This window comes from Streptomyces sp. NPDC054872, assembly GCF_053610705.1.
Genome location: NZ_JBSGYY010000013.1, coordinates 146,947 through 170,052, shown reverse-complemented (window position 1 = coordinate 170,052; position 23,106 = coordinate 146,947). Strand labels below are relative to the sequence as shown.

The window sequence follows — 23,106 nt, the reverse complement described above, 5'->3', positions numbered from 1 at the left end:
CCCATGAAGTACATCGCCCACCGCACCTACCGTCTCGTGCGCGAGCTTGGCGCCCGCCTGGAGGAGGCGCAGAAGCGCCCGGACCGCGGCGACATCAGCATCACCACGGTCATCATTTGGGTGGCCTCCGTGACCGGCGCGCTCGTCATCGCCGGGACGATTGCGGTGATCGTCGCCAAGTACAACGGCAAGCTGAACGGCATCTGATGCACCGTCGTATACCGCATCCCCTTGCCCGGGGAAGCGGCCCAGCGTGGCGGGATGACCGGGGGGATTCCTCCATCCAGATGGCGATCGTCTTTCCGTTCGTGCTGCTCGTCGCGATCGCCGTCATCCAGGCCTCGATGTGGTACTTCGCCCGCGAGATCGCGCTCACCGCTGCCCGCGAGGGGTTGAGCGCGGCCCGCTCCTACAAGGCCGGGCCCGGCGACGGCGCGCAGCGTGCCCGAGAAGTGCTGTCCCGTACGGCGGGCGACAGCCTCATGGGCTCCAGCGTGAGCGCAGGCAGTACCGACGAGCGGGTGAACGTACAGGTGTCGGGGACCGCGCAGTCGATGCTGCCGGGCGTTCCCGGCCTGCGCATCACCCAGTCGGCATCCGGTCCAGTCGAGCGCTGGACGATTCCAGGGGAGTGAAATCGGTGTTCTGCAGGGCCCGTTCCGCGCCCCGTGATGCGGGCAGTGTCGCGATCGAGGCGTCCATCGTGCTGCCCTCGCTGGTGGTCTTTGTCTGCCTGGCGATCGCGGGCGGCCGCCTGGTCATGTCCGGATCCAAGATCGATGCGGCGGCGCAGGACGCGGCGCGCGAGGCTTCCATTCACCGCACCGCGGCCGATGCCCAGGGCGCGGCTCGTGCGGCGGCGACGGAGTCTCTTGCCGATCAGGGCATCTCCTGTGCCAGCACCAGCGTCACCGTCGATACCGGCGGGCTGAACGTGCCCATCGGCGAGGTGGCCACCGTGTCGGCCACGGTGCGATGCACCGTCAACCTGTCGGACCTGCTGCTGCCCGGCGCCCCGGGGGCCCGCACCCTAAAGGCAACGGCCACTTCGGTTGTTGACCAGTACCGGCAGAGGGGGCAGGGCTGAGATGACACTCCCCCAGCTTCCCTACCCCGCAGGGCGGTTCGACGACCGCGGCGGCATCACCGTCTTCGTCGCCGTCTGCGTGATAGCGCTGCTCGGCATCATCGGCCTCGCCATCGACGGCGGCGGCAAGATGCGCGCCACCGAGAGCGCCGACTTCATCGCCACCGAGGCCGCACGCGCCGGCGGACAGGCTATCGACCCGGCCCAGGCCGTGCCCGGCGACGCCATCACCGTGGACCCGCAAGCCGCCCAGGCCGCTGCACAGGCCTACCTGAGTTCAGCCGGCACCGCAGGGACTGCCGTCGTCTCCGCCGACGGCAAGACGTTGACCGTCACCACGAAAGACAGCTACGCCACAAAGTTCCTGTCCGTCGCGGGTATCGGCTCGCTGGCCGTGACCGGGCACGGGAAGGCCACCCTCCTGCACGGCGTCACCACACCCGAAGGACCGTGATGCGCACCAACGCCGCACCCACCTCAGGTCGCACCCTCGCCGCGGTGCTGCGCGCCCTGGCCAGCCTCGCCGTCCTGGCCGCCGCGATCGCAGGCCTTCCCCTCCTGTTGGTGAAGGTCACCCCGGTCTTGTGGGACACCAGCCGGGGCGATCTGGCCCACCTGCTCGACCGGCAGGACACCGGCGGCGCCTTCCTGCTTCTGCTCGTCGCGATCGCGTGGCTCGGCTGGGCGCAGTTCTTGTTCTGCACCCTGCGGGAGATCCCGGCCCAACTGCGCGGCCGCCAATGGCGGCCACCACGCGGGCTCGGCTCCTCCCAGCGCCTGGCGGCTGTACTGGTCGGCAGTATCTTGGTCCTCCTGCCCACCAGCACCGCCCTGGCCAGCCCCGCCAACGCAGCCCCGCCCGCCGCCGCCACGGCAACGCACCAGCCCCAACATGCCCCGCAGGCACCCCAGTCAGCTCCCACGTCCCGCGCTGCGACGGCCGCGGACGGCGACTCGGCCCCCACTTACACCGTCCGCGACGTGCGACCGGCCGAGAGCCTGTGGAGCATCGCGGACACGGAACTGGGTGATGGTGAGCGCTGGCGGGACATCGCCGAGCTCAACCAGGGCCGCACGATGGCTGATGGCAGCACATTCCACGCCAGCACGTTCTTGCAGCCGGGCTGGCAGCTCCGCATGCCCGACAGCCACACGGCAAGGGCCAATGCTCCAGGCCCGCAGGGCGAGCGTTCGGACAGTGTCACCGTGCACCCGGGCGACACGCTCTGGGGCGTCGCCGAGGCCCAGCTGGGCGACGGGTCGAAGTATCCCGAGCTGTATGAGGCGACCAAGGACCATGACCAGCCCGCTGCCCTTCCCTCCGTCGAGGACCCGGATGTGATCTATCCGGGGCAGGAGGTCGTCCTCCCCGCCGACCGTCCGGCAGACGAGGGCGATCAGCAGCGCGAGAGCACTCCGCCTCCCTCCGCGGACCGGGACGACGCGCCCTCCGCCGACGGGAACGACCAGGCCACGCCCGATGCGGGAGCGGCGCAGCCGTCCGCTCCGCCCACCACGGCCTCTCCCAAGCCGGACGTGTCAGAGCCCGCGCAGAGCACGCCCAGCGAGAAGGCACCCGCAAAGCCCGCCCCCAGCGACACCGAAAGCCCGGCCACGAAGGAGCCTGCGCAGTCCTCGCCATCTGCTGCAGCGAAGTCGCCTCAGACCCACGACGATGCGCAGGGGTCCGGCGCTGAGCAGGGGCAGCAGTGGGGTGTGATGGGTCTGGCGGCAACCGGTGTCCTGGCCAGCGGCTTCCTCGCGTTCCTCGGGATCCGCCGTATCAAGCAGCTGCGCCGGCTGCGCCGGGGTCAGGCCATCGCCCTGCCTGAGGGCAATGCGGCGGTGGACATCGAGCATGCGCTGCGCGTCTCCGAGGCGACCATGGACTCCTCGGTCCTGGCGACGGCGCTGCGGTCGGCCGCAGTTCATCTCGTCGAGGCCGGGGCGGCCCTGCCGCCTCTGGCGGCCGCGGTCATCGGTGAGCAGGAGATCGTGCTCCACCTGTCCGCACCCTCGCCCGCGGTGTCTCCTTTCACCACGGAGTCCGGCACGCTTACCTGGATCTGCCCCGCCAACAGCGCGGAGCTGCTGGCTGAGGACGAGCTCGACCAGGTGGAGGACCCCTATCCGGCGCTGCTCAGCCTCGGCTGGGACTCTGCAGGCCAGTTGATCCTCGTTAACTTGGAGCATGTCGGCCATCTGCACCTGTCGGGCTCTGCTCACACCGAGGTCCAGCGTGCGCTCGCCCTGGAGTTGTCCACGAGCGAGTTCGCCCATCACCTCGATGTGAGCCTGGTCGGCGAGGCGGTACGCGCGGCCGCGGCGGAGATGCCCGAGCGGCTCACCGCCCACGACTACCTGGACCAGGCACTCCCGGTGGTGCGGGCGCATCACCGCGACCAGCAGCAGGCGTTCACCGTGCTGGGGTGTGAGGGCCTGCTGAGTGCGCGGACCGGGGTGGACACTGCGGCCGCGTGGACGCCGCACGTGGTCATGGCCGACAGCCTGGTGGACGAGGACGCCTCGGCCCTGGCTGAGCTGATCGAGATGGCGGCCGCGCAGCCGCGCAGCGCCACCGCGCTGATCACCTCTGGCCCACTGCCGGTGGAATTGCCCGACACCTCCTGGGTCCTGAATACCGATCCCGCCGCCGCTCCCCTCCGGCTGCCGCTTGAGGGGGTGGAGCTGGACTGCAGTCTGCAGGCCTTCTCTGATGACGACTGGGCTGCCGCGCTGGAAATTTTGGAGCGCAGCCGCGCTGAGGCCGTCCCGGAGGAGACCTACCAGGATCTGTACGCCGCTCCGCCGGCGCCGGAGGCCGGTTCCGACTCGGAGTCCGCAGCGCCGGTCGAGAATCCGTGGGCTCCCCAGGTGGTGGTCGTGAGCGAGGCGACGTCGTCTTCAGAGAATCCCGGGCAGGTGCCGAGCCTGGCGCACTTCGCGTCGTACGACGATCCCGACCTGGAGGAGAGCGCCGACGCTGAGGACGACCTGGTGCTCCCGTCTGCGGGCACTGAGGGAACCGAGGATGAGGCGGCCGGCGAGGGCGAAGTTCTGGTGCCATTGACCAAGTCGCCGGTCCCGGCTCAGCAGAGCACTCCGACGCTAAATGTCCGGCTGCCCGATCCCGAGCCCATCCCGGCTGCCAGCGGGACGGTCGCCTCGCGGACATCCCAGCCGCCGGTCATCGGCCCCGGCATCACCGCGGCCGGCCCCCTCGTCCGGGTGCTTGGCCCTGTCGACGTCATCGGTGCCCGCGGCGAGGTCAAAGAGACCAGCCGACGGCGCACCAACACGGAGCTCGCTGCGTGGCTCGTCCTGCACCCCGGCCGGGATCACCAGCCGCTGGATGCCGCGTTGTGGCCCACCAAGGAAACCGACACCAAGGCCCACACCAAGTACCGCAACGTCTGTGTGAGCCGCTTGAGGTCGTGGCTGGGTCAGGACGACACCGGACACCCGTTCCTGCCCACGCTGCCGCCCAGTGCTGATGCCCGCTACTCCCTCTCCCCCGCCGTCACCTCCGACTGGGCTCAGTTCCTGTCGCTCGTCGACGCCGCTTCCACCGCGAGCGGACCGTATGCCACTCAGACGTTGCGAGAGGCTCTGGAACTCGTCCGCGGTCGACCGTTCATGTCTGATGACCGTCGTCGCTACCGGTGGGCCGAGCACCTGGCCCAGGTGATGCTCAGCAAGATTGTCCTGACCGCCGAGGACCTAGCCCAGCGTTGCCTCGAGGACCGCGACCCGCGGGGCGCGGTCTGGGCCGCGGCTAAGGGGCTGGATGTCGCGCCGGAGGTCGAGAGCCTCTACCGCATCCTGTTCCAGGCCTACGCCGCGCTCGGCGACCACGAGTCCCTGGAGCGCGCGGCCGAGGCCTTGGAGGACTTCAACCTGAGGCTCGGCACCGAGACCGAGGACGAGACCATCGCGATCCTCAACGAGCTGATGACGAAGGCCTGACATTCATCGGCCATCGTCGGCCACCCCCCGGCGTGTGGCGGGTGGCCGACGATGGCCGACGTGGCCGATGGACGTGGCCGACCCATCGCCGAGCCGTCGCCGCATCAGCGGCGCCCATCGCGCCCCCATCAGTGGTCCGTCGCTGACCCGTCGCGGCCGGAACCGCGGATCATCGCTCATCGCTCCCGGTCATCGCTCGCCGGAAGCCCGGTCAGCGGAGCGATGGGGAACCCGTCGCCAGTATCACCCGGCGCCTCGCGGCCGACCGCGATGAGGCGGGTAACCGTGCTCCTGGGCAGCCGGTTACCGGGCCTCAGCGTTGGCCAGCACCGGTCATCGGTTACCCGATCCGGGTAACCGGCATCGACGGCCCTTGACACCCGCAGGTCAGACCTTGGTTACCGGCTACATCGATGGGCGACTACGGCGTGAAGCATCGGCACCGCCGTCGATGCGCACGCACTCCCAGCAGGCGGCCCATGGGCGGCCATCGGTGATGGCCGGTGCGGTGGGATCGGCCATGGCCGATGGCCGATCAGGCCTCATCGGCCACCTCATCGCGTGGTCACCAGCGGTCGATCAGGAGTGCCGCACACTGGCCAATTAGTTGAAACTGAGATCAACCGGCCAGCGATGACCGGCCGTCAGCGCTGATCCGGTACTGACCGCAACGGCCGGCACGTCGCCCACCCCTGCTCATCGACGAAGGTACGCGCCTGACCGGCCACCCTTCGCGCCGTCCCCTCCGAGAGGTGCAGCTTCCGACCGATGGCCGCTCCGCTCATCGGCAGCTCAGCGCACAGCAACTCCACACCGCACGGAACCGCTCGTTCTCCGCCAAAGTCTCCGACTCCTCGGGTGACGGCTCTGGCTGCAGGGCGATCTGACCCGCCACCATGGCGGCCCCTCTCGGGACCACCCCCGCGGGTGCGGGGAGCAAGTTCGCAGAGGCAGGGCCTACGGCTTGTCGCTGGGACCACCCCCGCAGGCGCAGGGAGCACGTCCTGATTGCCCTGCTCGGCCTCATGATTGCGGGGCCATCCGCGCGGGTGCGGGGAGCACGCAGGATGCGGCCACAGGCGGCAGATCTCCTCGGGGCCATCCCCGCGGGTGCGGGGAGCACAACTCTGTTGTTTCTTTCTCAAGTTGTCCGGGGGGACCATCCCCGCGGGTGCGGGGAGCACGCCGCCGCCGATGCCGTGCCCACGACCGTCAGGGGACCATCCCCGCGGGTGCGGGGAGCACCTCAGCCGCGAGCGCGGCGAGGTCCTCCCGGAGGGACCATCCCCGCGGGTGCGGGGAGCACACTCCCGCCGGGTCCCCCAGTGGGCCACCGGAAGGACCATCCCCGCGGGTGCGGGGAGCACAACGTGGCTAAAAAGGCTGAGTTGGTGCAGGAGGGACCATCCCCGCGGGTGCGGGGAGCACAGGCGTCCTGCCAGTTCCAGCCGCCGGAGGAGGGGACCATCCCCGCGGGTGCGGGGAGCACCGCTTGTCTTCGAGTTCGATCCGGCGTGCCTCGGGACCATCCCCGCGGGTGCGGGGAGCACCCCGCAGCCGCCCCCACCGCCCCCCGCCAGGAGGGACCATCCCCGCGGGTGCGGGGAGCACAGCTTGCCCGCCAGCTGGGCGTGGACCCCGGTGGGACCATCCCCGCGGGTGCGGGGAGCACACGTGCAGGTAGAGGGTGGGGATCCGGCCGTAGGGACCATCCCCGCGGGTGCGGGGAGCACCGTCGATCTGTCACGGAGAGGACGGCGGCTGCGGGACCATCCCCGCGGGTGCGGGGAGCACATCGGCATCGAACCCCGCCACCGGATAGCCGCGGGACCATCCCCGCGGGTGCGGGGAGCACACTGCTCGACCTGCTGTTTTGTCAGCCTGCAGAGCCGTTTCGGAGCAGGTTCTCCGAAACCGGCAAAACTAGCAAAAGAGGCATGGAGTCGGGTCAGCCTTTGCCGAATCGGCGGCGCTTCGCAGCGTTGCTCCAGCCGGGTTTCGGTGTGGCAGCCGGTGGCATCTGTGTGTTCGGGCGGCGGATGAGGGTCAGGCCCTCGTGGTTGACGGGGTGCCAGGCGTGGCGTGGGTGCGGAAGGTGAAGCCCTGTTCGTTGTTGGTGGTGTGGGCGAGCAGGGCGCGGCCCTGGCCCGCGTATTGTTGAACTTCGTTCCACAGGACGTCACGGATGCGGGCGGAGGGGTTGCCGATGAAGACGCCTGCGGAGATTTCGAGGAGCCAGCGGGTGAGGAAGCCACGGAGTCCGGGTGGGCAGGTGGTGAGGACGATGACGGTCACCAGATGAGCGGGCAGCCGGTCGAGCCACGCCAGCAGCCTCGGGAACATCGCGTTCCCCGTCGCCATCGTGGGCAGGGCGAAGAAGACCCCGCCCGCACCGGATCGGGCCGCGAAGATCTCAGCGACAGCGAGCGCCGCCTCCGTCTTCCCCTCCCCCATCGGCGCCTCAACGATCATCAGGCCAGGCGCGGGCATCTCACGCGCCAGCCGGACCGCGGCCTCCTGCACCGGCCTGACCTTCGCCCCCGGCGGCAGATCGAAACGCGACGCGAACACCTCCTGCGCATCCCCGGCCGGCTCCTCAGCCCGCCACGGAGCAGGCAACCGCAGCCCACGCCAGGCCGCCGCGACCCGCTCCTCACCGGTACGGGTCTCCTGCGGGAAATACGGGAACAAGTCCGGGTTGCTGGCGATCCAGTCGGCGACGATCACCACGGCACTGAGCAGCACCTGCACGGGCTGCGACAGCTTCACCGTCCGCCAGGCACCGAGGCGCTCGCGCACGCCGTACTCTGCGGCGCACGCCTCCAGCAACTCGTCCTGCACCCGCCGCCACAGCTTTTCACTCGCCCCCGGCGTCCGCAGCAGATGCGGCCGGTCATACAAATCATTGAGCTGTCCGTGCTCCGGCGGCACCCCGTGGTGGCCACCCGCAACGACCGTGAACTGCCCGCTCTGCCGGGCCGACCAGCCGTGCCGCTCCTCCAGCCACTCGGCCAGCAGCACCTGCCCCGCCAGCGCATGCGGAGCCATCCCGCGATCGGCCCCGAACTGCCCCCGGGCCTTCATCTCCAGGCCCTGCCGCCGCATCTCGTCGGCAAGCTGATCGACCTGACACGCGAAGGCCGGCGTTGCCTTCCCGATGTCATGCACCGCTGACAGCCACACCACCAGCGACCGGGCATCGTTAGCCCCGCCCGGCAGCGCCTCAGCGGTCAGCGCCCGAACGTTCGCGGGCAGCCACTCGTCCCACAACAACCCGGCCACCGCCGCACTGTCATCCATGTGCCGCCACAACGGCAGCCAGCCATCGGTATCCCGGTCGTGCTTGGCCCACACAGAACGCACCGGCCCCGCAAGCCGACCCCCCAGCCCCGCACGTAACTCCCCCTCAACCGCCATGCCACAGGCATACACGCCAATCCGAGGGCACAGGGGCAATACCGCGAAAGCGGACCCCCGTGCGTACAGATCAAGGAAAATTCGGAAAGCAGCTCACAGCACGACATACCATCTGCCCTCACGCACACTCGGCGCACACATACCCACGAGCACCAAGGAGGTCGCTAAGCCCCATGCCTCTTATGCGCGTTATGCCTGGATTGGCGAAACTGCTCGAAAACCAGCATCCAGCAGCGATAGACCCACAGGTCGCGGAGCGTGCTCCCCGCACCTGCGGGGATGACCCCGTCTCCCGCGGCATGAAGGGCGACCAGCTCGTGTGCTCCCCGCACCTGCGGGGATGACCCCGTGATCAGCGGCGACTACCGCGGCTCGTGGAAGTGCTCCCCGCACCTGCGGGGATGACCCCCATCATGGACCCGATTCGGTACGACACCAAGGGCGCTCCCCGCACCTGCGGGGATGATCCTTCGGGGTACAGCGTGGTCGCCCACTCAGTGATGTGCTCCCCGCACCTGCGGGGATGGCCCCGACACGGGCGGCGCGTTCGCCAGGTCGCTGAAGTGCTCCCCGCACCCGCTGGGATGGTCGGGGAGCCAACGAGATGCGCCTCCCGAGGGGCGAGACCATCGCCATCCTCAACGAGCTGATGGCGAGAAGGCCTGACACGAACGTCGGCCATCCACAGCGCTCTGTGGGTGGCCGACGGTGGCCGATGGGTGTGGCAACTCATCGCCGCCCATCGCTCACCCATCGTTGGCCGGCGCTGACCCGTCGCGGCCGGAACCGCGCATCATCGGTCATCGGCCGCTGGATTCCAGCGTCGGCGGAGCGATGGCGCGCCCATCACCGGGTGCGCGCCACGCAGCGTGGCGTGGTCGGTCGCGATGAAGCCGGGTAACCGCGGTCCGGCGCAGCCGATTGCCGGTACTCATCAGCGTCGGCCAGTACCGGTCATTGGCTACCCGATCCGGGTAACCGGCATCGACGGCTCTTGATACCTGCAGGTCAGACCTCGGTTACCGGCGACGTCGATGGGCGACTACCGCGTGGCGCGTCGGCATCGCCGTCGATGCGCCAGCGCTCCCAGCAGCCAGCTCGTGCACGGTCATCGCTAATGGCTGGTGCGGTGGGATCGGCCATGCCTGATGGCCGATCGGGCCTCGTCGGCCACCTCATCACGTGTTCTCCAGCGGTCGATCAGGGGTGCCGCGTGCCGCACACTGGCCGTTTAGTTGAATCTGATATCAATCGGCCAGCGATGACCGGCGTCAGCGCTGATCCGGTACCGACCGCAGCGGCTGGTACGTCGCCCGCTCCTGCTCGTCGATGAAGGCGCGCGCCTGACCGGCCACCCTCTGCGCAGTCCGCGGCGAGAGGTTCAACTTCCGGCCGATCGCCGCGCCGCTCATCGTCGGCTCGGTGCGCAGCAACTCCACCGCCGCGCGCACCCGCTCATCCTCCGGCAGAGGTTCCGCCTCTACGGGCGACTGCTCTGGCTGCAGGGCAAGCTGGCCGGCTACCGCTGCGTCGATCTCGCCGTCGCGCGGAGCCGAGACGGACGTCCCAGCCGTGGCGGGCATGGCCGGAGATGCGTCCGTACTCCCACCCTTCATGCGCGGAGCCGCTGACTCGGTGCTCGCCACGGGCTGCGCCGCGATGGCGGGCTCCGGTGCGCGGGCCGGTTCAGCGGGCGGTGCGCCGAAGAAGGCGTGCGGCTCGGCGGCAGCAGACGAGGCGTCAACCGTCTCCGTCTCATCCATCGGTGGAGCTGGTGTCTCCGGTCCGCTCTCGCGCTGCCTCCCGGCCACCGGCCCGGCGGTCAGCTCTCGCTCCCGGAGGGTCTGCAGCAGGGGGCGCAGCTGGCCATCGGAGAACGGGCGGCCGTCGGCGGCGGCGACGCCGTAGGTGTCCAGGAGGTAGTAGCCGAACTGGTGGCCGGTGGGAGCCACGCCGAACTGATTGACGTAGGCGCGGAACGCCTCGCCGTATCCCTCAAGCTCCGCGTCGTCCACCGGTGTGACGGCGATGAGCTCCTCATCCGGCAGAGCCTGTGAGGGCAACGGCTCCGGCAACGAAGCCGGCCCAACACCCGCCTCGGGCGGCAGCTGTTCCGGTGCCTGGAGCTGCCTGCGTTCTACCTCCGGGGCCGTGATGGCGGGGCGGGCCGGTGCATGACTGGTCGGCGCCAGCAGCGCGGGGTCGATGCCGGCTGCCGCGAGGCCCGCGGGGGCGGTCTCCGCCAGGGGCACGCCGAACCGTGCGAGGCGCAGCGGCATCAGCGACTCCACCGGGGCCTTGCGGCGCCAGTTGCGGCCGAAGCGGGCCTGGAGGCGGGCCTGGTAGATGAGGCGGTCCTGCTCCAGCTTGATGACCTGCTCGTAGGAGCGCAGCTCCCACAGCTTCATGCGGCGCCACAGCTTGAAGGTGGGCACGGGGGACAGGAGCCAGCGGGTGAGGCGTACGCCCTCCATGTGCTTGTCGGCCGTGATGTCGGCGATCCGGCCCACCGCGTGCCGCGCCGCCTCGACGGCGACCACGAACAGGATCGGGATGACGGCGTGCATGCCCACGCCCAGCGGGTCCGGCCAGGCCGCGGCGCCGTTGAAGGCGATCGTGGCCGCCGTGAGGAGCCAGGCCGTCTGGCGAAGGAGCGGGAAGGGAATGCGGATCCACGTCAACAGGAGGTCGAGCGCCAGCAGGACGCAGATGCCCGCGTCGATGCCGATCGGGAAGACCACCGAGAAGCTGCCAAAGCCCTTCTTCTCGGCCAGTTCGCGCACGGCCGCGTACGACCCCGCGAAACCGATGCCGGCGATGACGACCGCACCGGCGACGACCACGCCGATCAGGATTCGATGAGTCCGACCCAGTACAAGCGGCGCCCCTCCCCTAGTCGCACTCACGTACTGACGCCCCTCCTCCGTCGCTGCCCTAACACCTGATTGACTTTCACGATCTCACGATGCGTGGCGGGTTTGATCGGTTCAGTGCGTACGAGGCCGTTCTCCGCCACCTTTGTGTGAGCTGTCGTCAGTACCGTGGGCGCTAGAGCCGAAATCGACCCCGAACTTAGGATCGCGCACACAGAAGAATCGAACGCCTCGAACAGGCCTTGCTGCTGTTGTAAAGTCACTTCTGGTCGTCGGCAGGCGGGCCCCCAGCAGACCGCGTCCGAGGTCCCTCGGTTGGGTCACCCCAGCCGTCAGGAGCCAGCTCCTCCATCACACTGGAGACCCGAGCCACACTTCGGGTGAGTTGTCGCCTTCCGCGATCACGGCCTGCAGAGCGTGCGACGCAAACCAAGGGGGATGAGCTGGTGCGCCCAGCGCTGTTGGTGGATGTCGACGGACCGTAAATCCGCGGCGCCAGTAGTCCTCGATGGACGACTGGAATGCCTCAAGCGTGGCTGTGCTGAGGGCCGCCCGAGTGGTCAACGCCAAGATGCCGTCAACATCCGGACCAGGCAGTGATGTGGACGTTCTCGTCTCCGCTTGCGGTTCCCGCGGCTACGTATGCTCGGTGATGGTTAGGGTCGGCGGTGTTTCCCAGGGCCGTCGCGCCAGCCCGAGCATATGGCCTGGGATGCACAGACCGTCCGCGATGCGCTCGACAACGTCCATGTGAAGCAACTGACGGCGTCCGGCGATGACTTCGCCGACCCGGCTCGGCGTCAGCTCGCACCTCCTGGCGATCATGGAGGGGTAGATGCTCGCCCTGGCCTTCACCATCCGGAACACGCGGGCAAAGTCGCGTTTCCGGCACGCGTCGAGCATCTCCGGGTCGGTGAGCAGCCCGGCAGGAATCTCCTGCGCACGGGCCGGCTTGGTCATCGCGAAGCTCCCACGGACTACTTAACGTTGGTGGGCTGACCGACGCCGAGAGGGCCGCGCGGGAGGAGATCCGGTTGCAGGCTGTCATCCGCTTCGAGGGCAGGGAGACAAACCGCGAGGTCGCCTCTGGTCTGCGGGTAAGCGAGCGGTCGGTGGAGCGGTGGCGCCGAGCCTGGCGCGAGCACGGCGAGGCCGGGGTCCTGTCGCAGGGCTCGCCGGGTCGGTCCCGGCTCAGCGAAACGCAGATCGTCAGGCTGGAGCGAGAGTTGGAGCGTGGCCCGCTGGTCTATGGCTGGTCGGACCAGCGGTGGACGCTGGCGCGGATCAAGACGTTGATCGGCCGGCTGTTCCACGTCTCCTACACCGTCGAGGGCACGGGGCGGTTACTGAAGCGGCATGGCTGGAGCTGGCAGCAGCCGGCCAGACGGGCCCTCGAGCGGGACGACGATGCGGTCGAGGTGTGGAAGAAGAAGACCTGGCCGCGGGTAAGAACACCGCGGCGGAGCGCGGCGCCTGGATCGTGTTCGAGGACGAGGCCGGGCAGTCGATGACTCCGCCGCGTGCCAGGACCTGGAGTCGGATCGGCCAGACCCCGGTCGCGCGGGTGCGGGGCCGGGGCTCCGGGCGGGTGTCGATGGCGGGCATGGTCTGCTTCAAGCCGGGCCGGCCATCCCGGCTCATCTAGGCGATCCGCGAGTATCGGGGCCGTAAGGACGAGCCGAAAGGCTTCGGCTGGCGGGATTTCCGCGACCTGGTCGTCCGCGCCCGCATCCAGCTCGGGGGCCCGATCGTGCTGGGCTGGGACAACGTCCGCCTTCATCTGACCGCTGGTATGAAGGAGTTCATCGACGCGAATGTCGAGTGGCTGACCGTGTTCCAACTCCCGTCTTACGCACCTGACCTCAATCCGACCGAGGGCATCTGGGCGCTGGTCAAACGCAACCTGGGCAACCTGGCCGCCGCGGACCTCGGTGAGATCACCAGAGCTGTAGAACATCGGCTCAAGGGGATCCAGTACCGCCCTGACCTCGTCGACGGCTGCATCGCCGCGACCGGCCTGCGCTTGGACGGCTGACCGAATACAGGGACCGGTCCCACATCACTCGTCCCAGTCCGCATGCATAGTCCCCGATCGCCACGTCGTCGCACAAGGTCTCCCAGAAACCGTCGCGCACGAGAGCGGTCTCATCGATGCCGGAGACGAGATCGCGCAGCTCTTCCGCCACCCTCTCGAACCTCTCATCGTCGCCCTCCGCATAGAACGGGAAGCGTGCGATCACGGCCTCGACGCATCGGTTGAAGGAGTCGATGCCTCTGTTCACGTGCCTGGCCGTCGCTGACTCGATCGTGGGAACCTGCACCACGTGACCACTGGCCACGTCGACGTCGACGCCGACGCGTCCGAACAGGCCACTGGTTGCGATGGCGACCAGCCCTTGCTCACCGATCCCCCCGAAATACACCGGCTCGCTCAGCGGTCGGTACTCGTACCCGATCAGCCCGCCTGGGATGCCAGTCTCCCCGAGATCGACAGTGATCCGGGTGGGCACCTCAGGTGGGGCCTCGACGCGAATCAAGGCGAACTCGGGCTTCGGCAACTGCGGCAGGGGCTGGCTCACGGGAGGATCCTCTCCCGACGGACTGCTCGGCAACACCCACCGGCCCTCGAGACGGACGACTCATGCCGGGTGTCCGGTCCCGACATCACGCATTCAAGTTCAGTAGCGATGCACGTGAAGGGACGGCAATGTCAGCAGCTTGTGTTTCGCTCAAGGATTTGTCTTACGCCAGAAGAGTGCGTATGTCCTTGTCCCCGGCATCAGTTGGCGTGTGACCCGATTCCACTGGCGGCAACTTCCCCTTCTGGTAGCGTGAAGCGCTGATGGTGTAACCGAATGAGAGGTAGCCGTGGTGATCGCGGGTGACGACGACATCACCGGGTGATACCCGGATGTCGACTGCCACCGCTGTGCACTGACCGTGTACGGCCGCGTGGCCCGGTCTCACGTGCTTCGACCACCCCACCCCTTTGGGTGCGCTGCGGCGCTCCCGCATCATCTGCGAGGCATGCGTGTATGTCTGACGCCGGCATCGTCTGCTCGAACCTCTCCTTCTCCTGGCCAGACGGCACCCCCGTCTTCCAGGGCCTCTCCTGGACCGTGGGCGAGGGCCGCACCGGCCTGGTCGCACCCAACGGCGCGGGCAAGTCCACCCTGCTCAGACTGGTCGCGGGTGAACTGAGCCCGAACCGCGGGTCCGTGAGCGTCAAGGGCCTGCTCGGCTATCTCCCCCAGGCCCTGCCCCTGACCGGCGATCTGACCGTGGCCGAGGTGCTCGGCATTGCACCGGTCATCGAGGCGCTCGACGCAATCGCGTCCGGGGACGTGGGCGAGCAGCACTTCGCCACTGTCGGCGACGACTGGGACATCGAGGAACGCAGCCGTGCCCAGCTCGACCGCCTGGGGCTCGACGGCGTTCCGCTGACCCAGCGGCTGCACGCCCTCAGCGGCGGCCAAGTCGTCTCCCTGGGACTGGCGACCCAGCTGATCAGGCAGCCCGACGTGCTCCTGCTCGACGAACCGACCAACAACCTCGACCTGGACGCCCGCCACCGGCTATATCAGGTCCTGGAAAGCTGGAAGGGCTGTCTGCTGGTGGTCAGTCACGACCGTGAACTGCTGGACCGCATGGACGGCATCGCCGAGCTCGACTCGGGCGGCATGCGGTTGTACGGCGGCAACTACACCGACTACGAAGAGGCCGTGCGCGCCGAGCAGGAGACCGCCGAGAAGAACATCCGCACCGCCGAACAGCAGGTCAAGCGGGAGAAGCGGGAGATGCAGCAGGCCCGTGAACGGGCGGCGCGCCGGGCCGGTGTCGGAGCCCGGGCCGCCGCGAAGGGCAGCATCTCCAAGATGGCCGCGGGCACCCTCAAGCGGCGCGCCCAGGAGTCGGCGGCCAAGTCCAACGACACGCACGGCCAGCGCCTCTCCGACGCCCAGAACCGGCTGGACGAGGCGAGCCGGATGCTCCGCGACGACCGCAGGATCACCCTGGAGCTGCCCGACACCCGGGTGCCGGCGGGACGTACCGTCTTCCTCGGCGAGCGCATCCACGTCCGGTACGGGGAGCGGGACCTCTTCGCGGGCAAAGGGGTCGACCTCACCATCCGCGGGCCCGAACGGATCGCGCTGACTGGCCGGAACGGCGTCGGCAAGTCCACCCTGCTGCGCGTCATCAGCGGTGAGATCGAAGCGCGGCACGGTGAGTTCAAGCGGGCGGAGGGGCGGATCGCCTACCTCTCCCAGCGCCTCGACACGCTGCCGCTCGACCACACCGTCGCCCAGTGCCTGGCCGATTACGCACCGCACAAGCCCGAGGCGGAACGCCTGAACCTGCTGGCGCGCTTCCTGTTCCGCGGCGCCGCGGCGCATCTGCCGGTGGGGGCCCTGTCAGGGGGCGAGAGGCTGCGGGCCACCCTGGCGTGTGTCCTGGGTTCCGAACCGGCGCCGCAACTGCTGCTGCTCGACGAGCCGACCAACAATCTCGACCTCGACAGCGTCGAGCAACTGGAAGGGGCCCTCAACTCCTACGAGGGCGCGTTCATCGTGGTCAGCCACGACGAGCGGTTCGCCAAGGGGATCGGCGTGAACCGCTGGCTGCGGATGGCCGACGGCCGCCTGCGGGAAACGGGAGCGCCCGACCATGGCTGACGCGTCCTCACACCTGCCCGGCGGGCAGGACATCCTGTCCTCCGACCACCACTCGGCGCACCTGCTCGCCGAGAACCTGCACTGCGTACTGGGCGACCGCATGGTGCTGCGCGACGTCTCGCTCAAGGTCTCCCACGGCGAGCGGGTGGGTCTCATCGGTGAGAACGGCCGGGGGAAGTCCACTCTCCTGCGGGCCTTCGCGGGTGAACTCGTTCCGCAGCACGGCGAAGTGGTACGCGCGGTGACGGGCCAGGTGGGGTTTTTGCCTCAACAGCCCGACTTCCCGGCAGGTTTCACCATCGAGGACGTGCTGACACAGGCGACCGCGCAGTTCGAAAATTGTCCCGGCGGATGCGGGCCGCCGAGGAGCGGATGTCGTCGAGCGACGGTGATCTCGACGCGGTCATGGAGGAGTACGGCCGGCTCCAGGAGGAGTTCGAGCGACGCGGTGGCTGAGAGCTCGGCGCCCGTGTCGGCGAATTCCTTGATGTCTTCGGCCTGGCCGGGCTCAGCAGGGACCGCGATCTTCGGACTCTGTCGGGCGGTGAGTGGGCCCGGCTGGCCCTGGCCGCGCTGGTGCTCGACGAACCGGCCGGGCTGCTGCTCGACGAGCCCACCAACCATGGCACCGCCCGAGCGGCTCGCGGAAGGCGTAGCCCAGACCGGACTGTCCTGGCCGGGTGTGCGCTGTCCAACGCGCACGCCAGGGAAAGCGAAGCTTGGACCGTAGAGGGATCACCACTCCTGGGGTGGGCGGGCCGTATCTGGCAGGCGCCAGCTGGGCGCGCAGGGCACGGTTCGCCTGGACTCGCCGCTCCGCTACTGAGCGAGTCGTTCTCAGCGGCCTCTACCGTTCGCCACTTCCATCCCTTCGTGATCGCTGTCTGAGGGGATGGAGGTGATCCGTGTCTCGTCCATTCACGGTGCGAGGTCCAGGACACGCACTGGTCGCCCTTCCCACTGCTGAGGGACGGTGGTGGCGACGATGGCGCCATCAGGACGCTCCGGGGTGGGCTGGGCGACGTACTGCGTGTGGGCAGTGGCCCAGGTCTGCTGCTGCGCCACCGCGAGTGCCGCGGGCAGATACAGGTCCAGGGCCGTGATGCCGGGCAGCGCGGCCAAGTGCTTGGCCGTCCCAGGCCGGGCGCGGTCCGCCTCCACAAGGACGCAGGTTGGTGCGTACAGAAACCAGCCGCTCTCAGCGTGTGCCCTGTGGATCAGCCTGGAAGCCAGGACATTGCCGTGGCCTGCCGCTGCCATCGCCGACTCGTCCAGGACGATGTGCATCTCGCTCACCGGCCGGTCGCCTGCGCCAGCCGCCGGTCCAGCTCGGTGTCGAGGTCCCGCTGCTCAGCCGTACTCGGGTCGTATCCGTTCCATTGCTGCAGGGCAGCGCGTGCCCGCTCGGCCCGCTGGGCCCGCTCCTGCGGGGTCAGGAGGGTTTCGGAGAGGCGGGCGAGGAGGCCCGCAAGGACAGTCCCTCGCTGGCTGCGAGGGCGGCCAGCCGGACCCTGGCCGCCTCCGGAATGCGGATATTGGCGTCAGACATAAGCGTGCTCCTTCCCATCCCCGGTACGGGTACGTACCCGTACCGCGGCACCGGCGCATTTCCGCAGCACCGACACCCATGGTCGGGCTGCACCGTCCGTAGGGGAGCTCATCGCGGGCGGTGCGCCCGGTGTCCACCGTCTCCCCACAGGTGGGGTGGGCTGCCAAGTCACTGGCGGGTGCTTTCACGTCTGCGTGCAGGCCGGGCATCGGCCTACTCTGCGGTGCCATGGATGACGAGCTGACCAACGACGACCACCTGCGGGCCCTGGCCGCGCTGGAGGCCGTCATCCAGAAGCATGACGCACGACGGGACGGGCCAGCGCGTCGCGGAGTTCAACGGCGATCCCATGGCGCGCATCGTCTTCCTGCTGACCGATTCCCTGCATCACCAGACCGTGCTGATGTGGATGTCAGGCACGGTCGCTCTCCTTCGTGCTCGTCGTGTGGTCTTGAGTCCGGGGGTGTGGGTATTACAGGGGTCGTCCGCGGTGGTGGGGAGGCTATTCCAGGAGCGCGAGCGGCGAGTGTGTGTATGGCCCGGTTTCACGGGAGACCGGGCCACGCACGGGCCCCGGAAGTTCGTGCACGTCGCAGGGTGGTCGGCGCACGCCGTCACACCGGGGCTGGGATGTAGCCTGCCACGCCGCGCTGATCGGCAGGAGCGTTTCACCGGCTCTCACCAGTTCGAGGCTCAACCGTGCCCACTCCCCGACCTGACGTCCGGATGCGAGCGGCGGGGCGTCTGGAGTTCATCGGAACGGGTGCGGTGATGCGACGCCGCATGTAGCCCTAGACCGCCGTTCGTTCTCCCCACCCGGAGGCTCGACCTGCGCATGTGCCGATCAGAGTTGCCTAGATCCTCCAGAAGCGGATCCGGTCGGCCGCAGTGAAGACATCCGCCTTGGCCGTCATCAACTGCTGAGTGAGGTCGACGAGTTCCCCGAACGGGGCGTCCAGGCCCTGTCCGGAGGCGTGCATGTAGGCGACGGTGGTCGCACAGGCGAAGCGGACGTTGTAGGCGGGCAGAGGCCGCAGCACGGCCAGGGTCTGCAGGAGGGCTGCGGCACGCCAGGACGGATCGGAGTCGTAGCCCAGGCGGGGCGGATCTACCCGGTGGCGGGCCACGGCCGCAACAAACGCGGAGAAGTCAGAAACCATCGGCTGGTCGGGCAGCGCCGCTTCATGCTGGGCCAGCAGCCAGGGCACATCGATGTGCAGAACAGGTGCCATGGGTCAGGCAGCCCGTCCTCTCATGCTGGGGGCAGGCCCGTCGTCGATGCCGGCGGCCTCGATGGCGGCGGCCAGGTCCGGGTTGCGGAAGGTCGCCTGAAAGACCTCGGCAGTTTCCCGCAACGCCCGATGACGGGTGATCTTGTCTGCGGTGGCCTCACGGACGACGGCCTTCATGGTGGTGCCGCGTTCCTGGGCGAGGGCACGCAGCTCCTCAAGCTCCTGGTAGCTGAATTCCACATTGAGTGCGGGCATGGGAAAACGGTACCGCTCCGGTACCGCGGCGTAAATCTGTGCAGCTCATAAGCCATACAGTCAGGTACCCCTGCACCCGGCTCGAAGGCCCCCTCGGGGTCACTGGTACCCCATCAGTGTGGGACTGGTCAGGTCGACGGGACGGTCACGTTAGTGCGAGCGCAGCCCAGACCGCCGGTCTGGGCTGCGGTGCGCAGTGCCCGCAGGCGGGCCCTGCGGTCGCGGCGGGGCAGGTCGGACAGTCCGATAAGCCGGTGCAGAGGACGGCCCAGCCGTAGCGTGCGGTGAGCGAGAGCCAGTTCTCGGGCACGTCGATGGTGCCGGCGTAGAGCTGGCTGGCGTCGGCTTAGATCGCCGTCAGCGTGCCCGCGGCCATCTATGAGGACGTGCGCAGCCGACTGACGCCGTAGAAGCGCTGCGGCGGCTTCGCACGAAGCGATCTCCTCCGTACAAGGATCCAGGTCTCGGCGTACTGCCCCATGCGGCCAGCAAGGTACAGACTTCCGTCAGAGGAGAGCGCGATCTGCCCGACAGAGGAGGCGGCGGCAAAGGCTCCCTCGGGTGCAGCGAATATTCTTTCGGTGGCTCAGCCCGTGCGACGGAAGCTGTCGACCGGGCCGCCCCAACCGCCCTTGGGTCCCTTCCAGTCGAAGGCTACGGCGTCGTCCTTGGCCACCTTGTCACCCAAGTGCATGTTTCCCACGCCGCGGCCACCGTCGCTGCCGCCCTTGCAGGTCAGGGTCAAGGACGGCGCCTCCTTGCCGTCCACCGTGTCGGGTTTCAAAGTGCCGCTGCAGTCGAGCACGGCGCCCTTCATGGTGACGTGGCCATCAGCGATGGTCACCGTATTGAAGTATTTGTCGCCCTGGGTCTTGGAAATGGTCTTCCAGGAACCGGCCGCGCGGTCGATCATCGTCCCCTCGGCCGACGCGTCCGTAGGGCCCTTGCTGGGGCTTCCTCTGTCACCGCCTGATTGCGCGTCACGGGTCTCCTGCGGCTTGTCCTCACCGGACCCACAGCCACCGAGTACGAGTCCGGCCAGGACCAGTACAGCCACCGCATGAGCCTTGCGCACTTCGTCTCCTTGATGTCAGAACGGGACGTGCCAACTTAGCAGCAGAAGATTCCACCGATGGCCAGGCCGCGAACAAGCCGATCTAAGTGGTCATGGCCTAACGGTCGAGGGCACCCCGGGACATCCTCGGCATCTGGGCCGGGAACGGCGGAGAGGGCGCACAGTACTGGCTGCACGTCTTCACGGAGCTGAAGAACCGCGGCCTAAAACGATGTGCTGATGCTGGTCTGCGACGGGCTCAGGGGCCTTCCCGAGCGGTGGAGACCGGCTGGCATAGCACGATTGTTCAAACGTGCGTTGTCCACCTGCTGCGAAACAGCTTCCGTTACGCACCCGCCAGGACTGGACAAGGTCGCCAAAGGCACTCAAAGCCCCTCTACACCGCCCCCAGCGAGGACGCGGCGAAGGAGAGGTTCCTGGAGCTCCAAAAGGCATGGGGCTGGAAGCAGCCTGCGATCGTGAAGCTGTGGTCAGACGCCTGGGCGGACTTCGTGCCCTTCCTCTCCTTCGATGCCGAGATCCGCAAGGTCATCTGCAGCACGAACGCGATCGAGAGCGGCAACGCCCACATCCGCCAAGCCGTTCGCGCACGCGGCCACTTCCCCTCGGAGACCGCTGCCATCAAGTGCGTCTACATGGCACATGCCCCTGGACCCGACCGGCAAGGGCCGCAAGCGGTGGATCATGCGCTGGAAGGCCCCTGAACGCCTTCCAGGTCGCCTTCAAAGGGCAGCTCACCCCGACCAAAACTGAACAACAACCAAGATCATCCGCTAAATTGACGTAATACTGGCAAGTCCACAGCAGCTCGACTCTACCTACCCTGATGTACGGCTCGTACGAGGCCTACCGGGACTTTTTGCACCCGCTATAGGTAGGTCTGCAGTAAAGTGTAATAAAGATGCAGTTCACCGGAATGTGTAGCTGATGACTCATACAGAAGAATTTGATGTGGCGGCACTGTCAGGGCGCCGCCTAATCCGGGTTGCATCATCTTGGCATGTAGTAGATGGAAACCGCGTGGCTGGCCCTCTTGATCTCTGGCTACTGTTTGCGGGACTGGATATGGCTGTCCACGTAGGCTGCGGCCCGGATTGGTCCTTGACCGTTAAGCGGGCAAATATCCCAGCCGGTTATAACTTGGGGCCCCTTGGGCAGGTTGAGGTGGAAAACGAATCTCACTCTCAAGGATTTCCGGTTCCGTTGGGGTCGGTAATCGAATCTGCAGTAGAATCATTTAATTTAGGGCGAGGGCGCACGTCACTCAAGTTGACATTTGGAACTGGGCATATTGCGTTCCATAGCTCGGCTCTAGGACTTCGGTTGACTACGAGCCTTTAGGCGCCAACGCACTTGGCGTCATTTTGCGGCAGTCTGGGGTGACGAGTCGCTCAGCGAGCCCCTCGGAGCGTGTCGTTATTACGCCATCTTTTCGTTGGTTGTCAACACTTCAGGCGCGAGGCGCTAGGATTCTCACGCCGAGATAACTCGGATTCCCGCCGGTGGTGCGGCTGAGTAGAATTCCGCGCCACATTTGGCACCGCCTTATGGGCCAGAACGGCGGGGTGAATCAGGTTCATGACGCAATGCAGCTCAACTGCGTATGGACCGCACTAGGGGAGATCATGCGATTTCGCGCATATGGCGGAGCTCTGGCAGTTGCCGCTGCAGCTGTTGCAATTCCTAGCAACGCCGTCGCTGTCGACACACCGAGCGGCGGCTGGGATCACGTGTACTCATACACGGGTGTAAAAGTCTACGTTGAGGAATACGATGACATCATCTCCGTATGTGACGCGAAAGCGAACGGACACTCGGCGTATGTCGATGTGATAAGCGATGGCGTGTGGCCCTATGACTACACGATGACAGCTACTGGCGGGTCCGGTAGCTGCAAGACACACAAGGCCAGCGATGGCGCGAAATACGATCTGGCTGAGGGCAAGGGAATCACCCTAGTATTTTCCGGTGTTCCTGGTGGGCCATACGGCGATTACGCCGAAAGGTATTTCGTGAATGACCACTAGCCTCCTGAGTCGGGAATCCTATTTCAGATAGCTCATAGGACTCCGTTAGGTCTTCCGGATGTTCCTGATCAGGAGCATGTTGGATGGGTGGACGCGCATGAAGTGAACCGTGCTCGGACGATGTTGGCGCTGTTCGTGGCGGTGCGTTCGTGAATCAGTCGACGTGGGATCCGGTGCCGGTGCAGCGGCGGATCAACGAGCGTCTGTTGCCGCTGGTCAGCCCGGTGGCCTGGGTGATCGACGATGTGTCGGTGCCCAAGGACGGCCGGATGTCGGTCGGGACGGCTGCGCAGTACTGCGGGGCCCTGGGCAAACGCGCCAACTGCCAGGTCGCCGTCAGTGTCCACGCGGCGAGCGATACCGCATCCTGTCCGCTGTAATGGCGGTTGTTCCTTCCCGAGGAGTGGGCCAGGGACAGTGCCCTCCGGGCCAAGACCCTCGTTCCGCCCGAGGTCACACACCGGGAGAAATGGCGTCTGGCGGTGGACATGCTCGACACCCTCGCCGACTGGGGCATGACGCCGCCGGCGGTGGTGGCCGATGCCGCCTACGGCACCAACGCACACCTGCGCGCCGCACTCGACGACCGCCAACTGACCTATGTGCTCGCCATCCGGGCCGATGTGACGGCCCACCCGTTCGACGCCAAGCCTCAAACCCCGCCCCGCAAGTGGACGGTCGGCTGCTGCCCCAGCCCCGCTACCGCGACCCCGCACCTTCAGTGGCGGCCCTTGCCGCGGGACTCGAGCCAGGGGCCTTCACCACGCTCACCTGGCGACATGGCTCGCGAGGGGAGTTACGTTCCCGCTTCGCCGCTATCCGTGTTCGGCCGGCCGGCAAAGCTGTCGAGCGTCCAATCAAAGCCGCTGCCTCCGCCGAACAGGGCTGGTGGGACGGGGTCCTGCCCGGCTGCTGGCTGCTGGCTGCTGGCTGCTGGCTGCTGGCTGCTGAT

The 23,106-nt window shown here is 67.8% G+C and carries 16 protein-coding genes, 7 pseudogenes and 2 CRISPR repeat arrays; of the genes and pseudogenes, 12 read left to right on the top strand and 11 right to left on the bottom strand.

Features of this window, described 5'->3' with window-relative positions; genetic code table 11:
• Positions 1-3: 3 nt before the first annotated feature.
• From ACWGIH_RS18380 to ACWGIH_RS18360, 5 genes are all read left to right on the top strand, one after another.
• Positions 4-207, top strand: coding sequence for a hypothetical protein (locus ACWGIH_RS18380; RefSeq protein WP_453452505.1), 204 nt, complete (start codon positions 4-6; stop codon positions 205-207).
• A gap of 80 nt (positions 208-287) precedes the next feature.
• Positions 288-635 (top strand): TadE family protein, encoded by a 348-nt coding sequence (locus ACWGIH_RS18375; protein ID WP_453452504.1) that lies wholly within the window; start codon positions 288-290, stop codon positions 633-635.
• Positions 632-1,087 carry a TadE/TadG family type IV pilus assembly protein gene (locus ACWGIH_RS18370; RefSeq protein WP_453452502.1) on the top strand — a complete coding sequence of 152 codons (456 nt, stop codon included), beginning with the start codon at positions 632-634 and terminating at the stop codon, positions 1,085-1,087. Before ACWGIH_RS18375 ends, ACWGIH_RS18370 begins: the two co-directional genes overlap by 4 nt.
• A 1-nt stretch (position 1,088) precedes the next feature.
• On the top strand, positions 1,089-1,541 hold the full coding sequence (locus ACWGIH_RS18365; RefSeq protein ID WP_453452501.1) for a TadE/TadG family type IV pilus assembly protein: 453 nt from the start codon (positions 1,089-1,091) through the stop codon (positions 1,539-1,541).
• Entirely contained in the window at positions 1,541-5,053 is a 3,513-nt protein-coding gene (locus ACWGIH_RS18360) for a hypothetical protein (protein WP_453452500.1), read from the top strand. Before ACWGIH_RS18365 ends, ACWGIH_RS18360 begins: the two co-directional genes overlap by 1 nt.
• 911 nt (positions 5,054-5,964) lie before the next feature.
• A CRISPR array of direct repeats spans positions 5,965-6,908; the repeat unit is 29 nt; unit sequence GGGACCATCCCCGCGGGTGCGGGGAGCAC.
• Positions 6,909-7,001: 93 nt separating this feature from the next.
• On the opposite strand, the pseudogene cas2e reads toward ACWGIH_RS18360, so the two are convergent.
• The 4 genes and pseudogenes from cas2e to ACWGIH_RS18340 form a co-directional block, all read right to left on the bottom strand.
• A pseudogene (gene cas2e / locus ACWGIH_RS18355) lies at positions 7,002-7,348 on the bottom strand (type I-E CRISPR-associated endoribonuclease Cas2e).
• A gap of 6 nt (positions 7,349-7,354) precedes the next feature.
• Positions 7,355-8,470: pseudogene (locus ACWGIH_RS18350) on the bottom strand (CRISPR-associated endonuclease Cas3''); the annotation flags it as partial.
• A 258-nt stretch (positions 8,471-8,728) separates the two neighbouring features.
• A CRISPR array of direct repeats spans positions 8,729-9,001; the repeat unit is 29 nt; unit sequence GTGCTCCCCGCACCTGCGGGGATGACCCC.
• Between the two features lie 740 nt (positions 9,002-9,741).
• The gene (locus ACWGIH_RS18345) at positions 9,742-11,313 is read right to left on the bottom strand and encodes a DUF2637 domain-containing protein (protein WP_453445441.1); all 1,572 of its coding nucleotides are present in this window, start codon (positions 11,311-11,313) and stop codon (positions 9,742-9,744) included.
• Positions 11,314-11,832: 519 nt separating this feature from the next.
• A pseudogene (locus ACWGIH_RS18340) lies at positions 11,833-12,303 on the bottom strand (helix-turn-helix domain-containing protein); the annotation flags it as partial.
• Positions 12,304-12,338: 35 nt separating this feature from the next.
• Here ACWGIH_RS18340 and ACWGIH_RS18335 point away from each other — a divergent pair.
• Positions 12,339-13,378 (top strand): annotated as a pseudogene (locus ACWGIH_RS18335) (IS630 family transposase).
• On the opposite strand, the gene ACWGIH_RS18330 reads toward ACWGIH_RS18335, so the two are convergent.
• Positions 13,305-13,922: an SUKH-4 family immunity protein gene (locus ACWGIH_RS18330; RefSeq protein WP_453445439.1), complete on the bottom strand. Its 618-nt coding sequence runs from the start codon at positions 13,920-13,922 to the stop codon at positions 13,305-13,307. The pseudogene ACWGIH_RS18335 and the gene ACWGIH_RS18330 sit on opposite strands and share 74 nt — an antisense overlap.
• A gap of 456 nt (positions 13,923-14,378) precedes the next feature.
• On the opposite strand from ACWGIH_RS18330, the gene abc-f reads away from it, so the two are divergent.
• From abc-f to ACWGIH_RS18315, 3 genes and pseudogenes are all read left to right on the top strand, one after another.
• Positions 14,379-16,016 carry a ribosomal protection-like ABC-F family protein gene (gene abc-f / locus ACWGIH_RS18325; RefSeq protein WP_453445437.1) on the top strand — a complete coding sequence of 546 codons (1,638 nt, stop codon included), beginning with the start codon at positions 14,379-14,381 and terminating at the stop codon, positions 16,014-16,016.
• A pseudogene (locus ACWGIH_RS18320) lies at positions 16,009-16,287 on the top strand (ATP-binding cassette domain-containing protein); the annotation flags it as partial. The gene abc-f and the pseudogene ACWGIH_RS18320, both read left to right, overlap by 8 nt.
• Before the next feature lie 227 nt (positions 16,288-16,514).
• Positions 16,515-16,904, top strand: coding sequence for an ATP-binding cassette domain-containing protein (locus tag ACWGIH_RS18315; protein ID WP_453445457.1), 390 nt, complete (start codon positions 16,515-16,517; stop codon positions 16,902-16,904).
• A gap of 30 nt (positions 16,905-16,934) precedes the next feature.
• Here the strand turns inward: ACWGIH_RS18315 and ACWGIH_RS18310 are convergent, their stop codons facing one another.
• From ACWGIH_RS18310 to ACWGIH_RS18285, 6 genes and pseudogenes are all read right to left on the bottom strand, one after another.
• Positions 16,935-17,303 (bottom strand): hypothetical protein, encoded by a 369-nt coding sequence (locus ACWGIH_RS18310; protein WP_453445455.1) that lies wholly within the window; start codon positions 17,301-17,303, stop codon positions 16,935-16,937.
• Positions 17,304-17,308: 5 nt separating this feature from the next.
• A pseudogene (locus tag ACWGIH_RS18305) lies at positions 17,309-17,565 on the bottom strand (hypothetical protein).
• Between the two features lie 213 nt (positions 17,566-17,778).
• On the bottom strand, positions 17,779-17,916 hold the full coding sequence (locus tag ACWGIH_RS18300) for a hypothetical protein (protein ID WP_453445435.1): 138 nt from the start codon (positions 17,914-17,916) through the stop codon (positions 17,779-17,781).
• Between the two features lie 503 nt (positions 17,917-18,419).
• The gene (locus ACWGIH_RS18295; protein ID WP_453445434.1) at positions 18,420-18,797 is read right to left on the bottom strand and encodes a toxin Doc; all 378 of its coding nucleotides are present in this window, start codon (positions 18,795-18,797) and stop codon (positions 18,420-18,422) included.
• 3 nt (positions 18,798-18,800) lie between these two features.
• Positions 18,801-19,052: a hypothetical protein gene (locus ACWGIH_RS18290; RefSeq protein ID WP_453445432.1), complete on the bottom strand. Its 252-nt coding sequence runs from the start codon at positions 19,050-19,052 to the stop codon at positions 18,801-18,803.
• A 586-nt stretch (positions 19,053-19,638) separates the two neighbouring features.
• Positions 19,639-20,127 carry a hypothetical protein gene (locus ACWGIH_RS18285; protein WP_453445430.1) on the bottom strand — a complete coding sequence of 163 codons (489 nt, stop codon included), beginning with the start codon at positions 20,125-20,127 and terminating at the stop codon, positions 19,639-19,641.
• Between the two features lie 122 nt (positions 20,128-20,249).
• Here ACWGIH_RS18285 and ACWGIH_RS18280 point away from each other — a divergent pair, with 122 nt between their 5' ends.
• The 3 genes and pseudogenes from ACWGIH_RS18280 to ACWGIH_RS18270 all read left to right on the top strand — a co-directional run.
• The gene (locus ACWGIH_RS18280; RefSeq protein WP_453445453.1) at positions 20,250-20,831 is read left to right on the top strand and encodes a transposase; all 582 of its coding nucleotides are present in this window, start codon (positions 20,250-20,252) and stop codon (positions 20,829-20,831) included.
• A gap of 921 nt (positions 20,832-21,752) precedes the next feature.
• Positions 21,753-22,154: a hypothetical protein gene (locus ACWGIH_RS18275; protein WP_453691667.1), complete on the top strand. Its 402-nt coding sequence runs from the start codon at positions 21,753-21,755 to the stop codon at positions 22,152-22,154.
• Positions 22,155-22,303: 149 nt separating this feature from the next.
• Positions 22,304-23,106, top strand: a pseudogene (locus tag ACWGIH_RS18270) (IS701 family transposase); the annotation flags it as partial.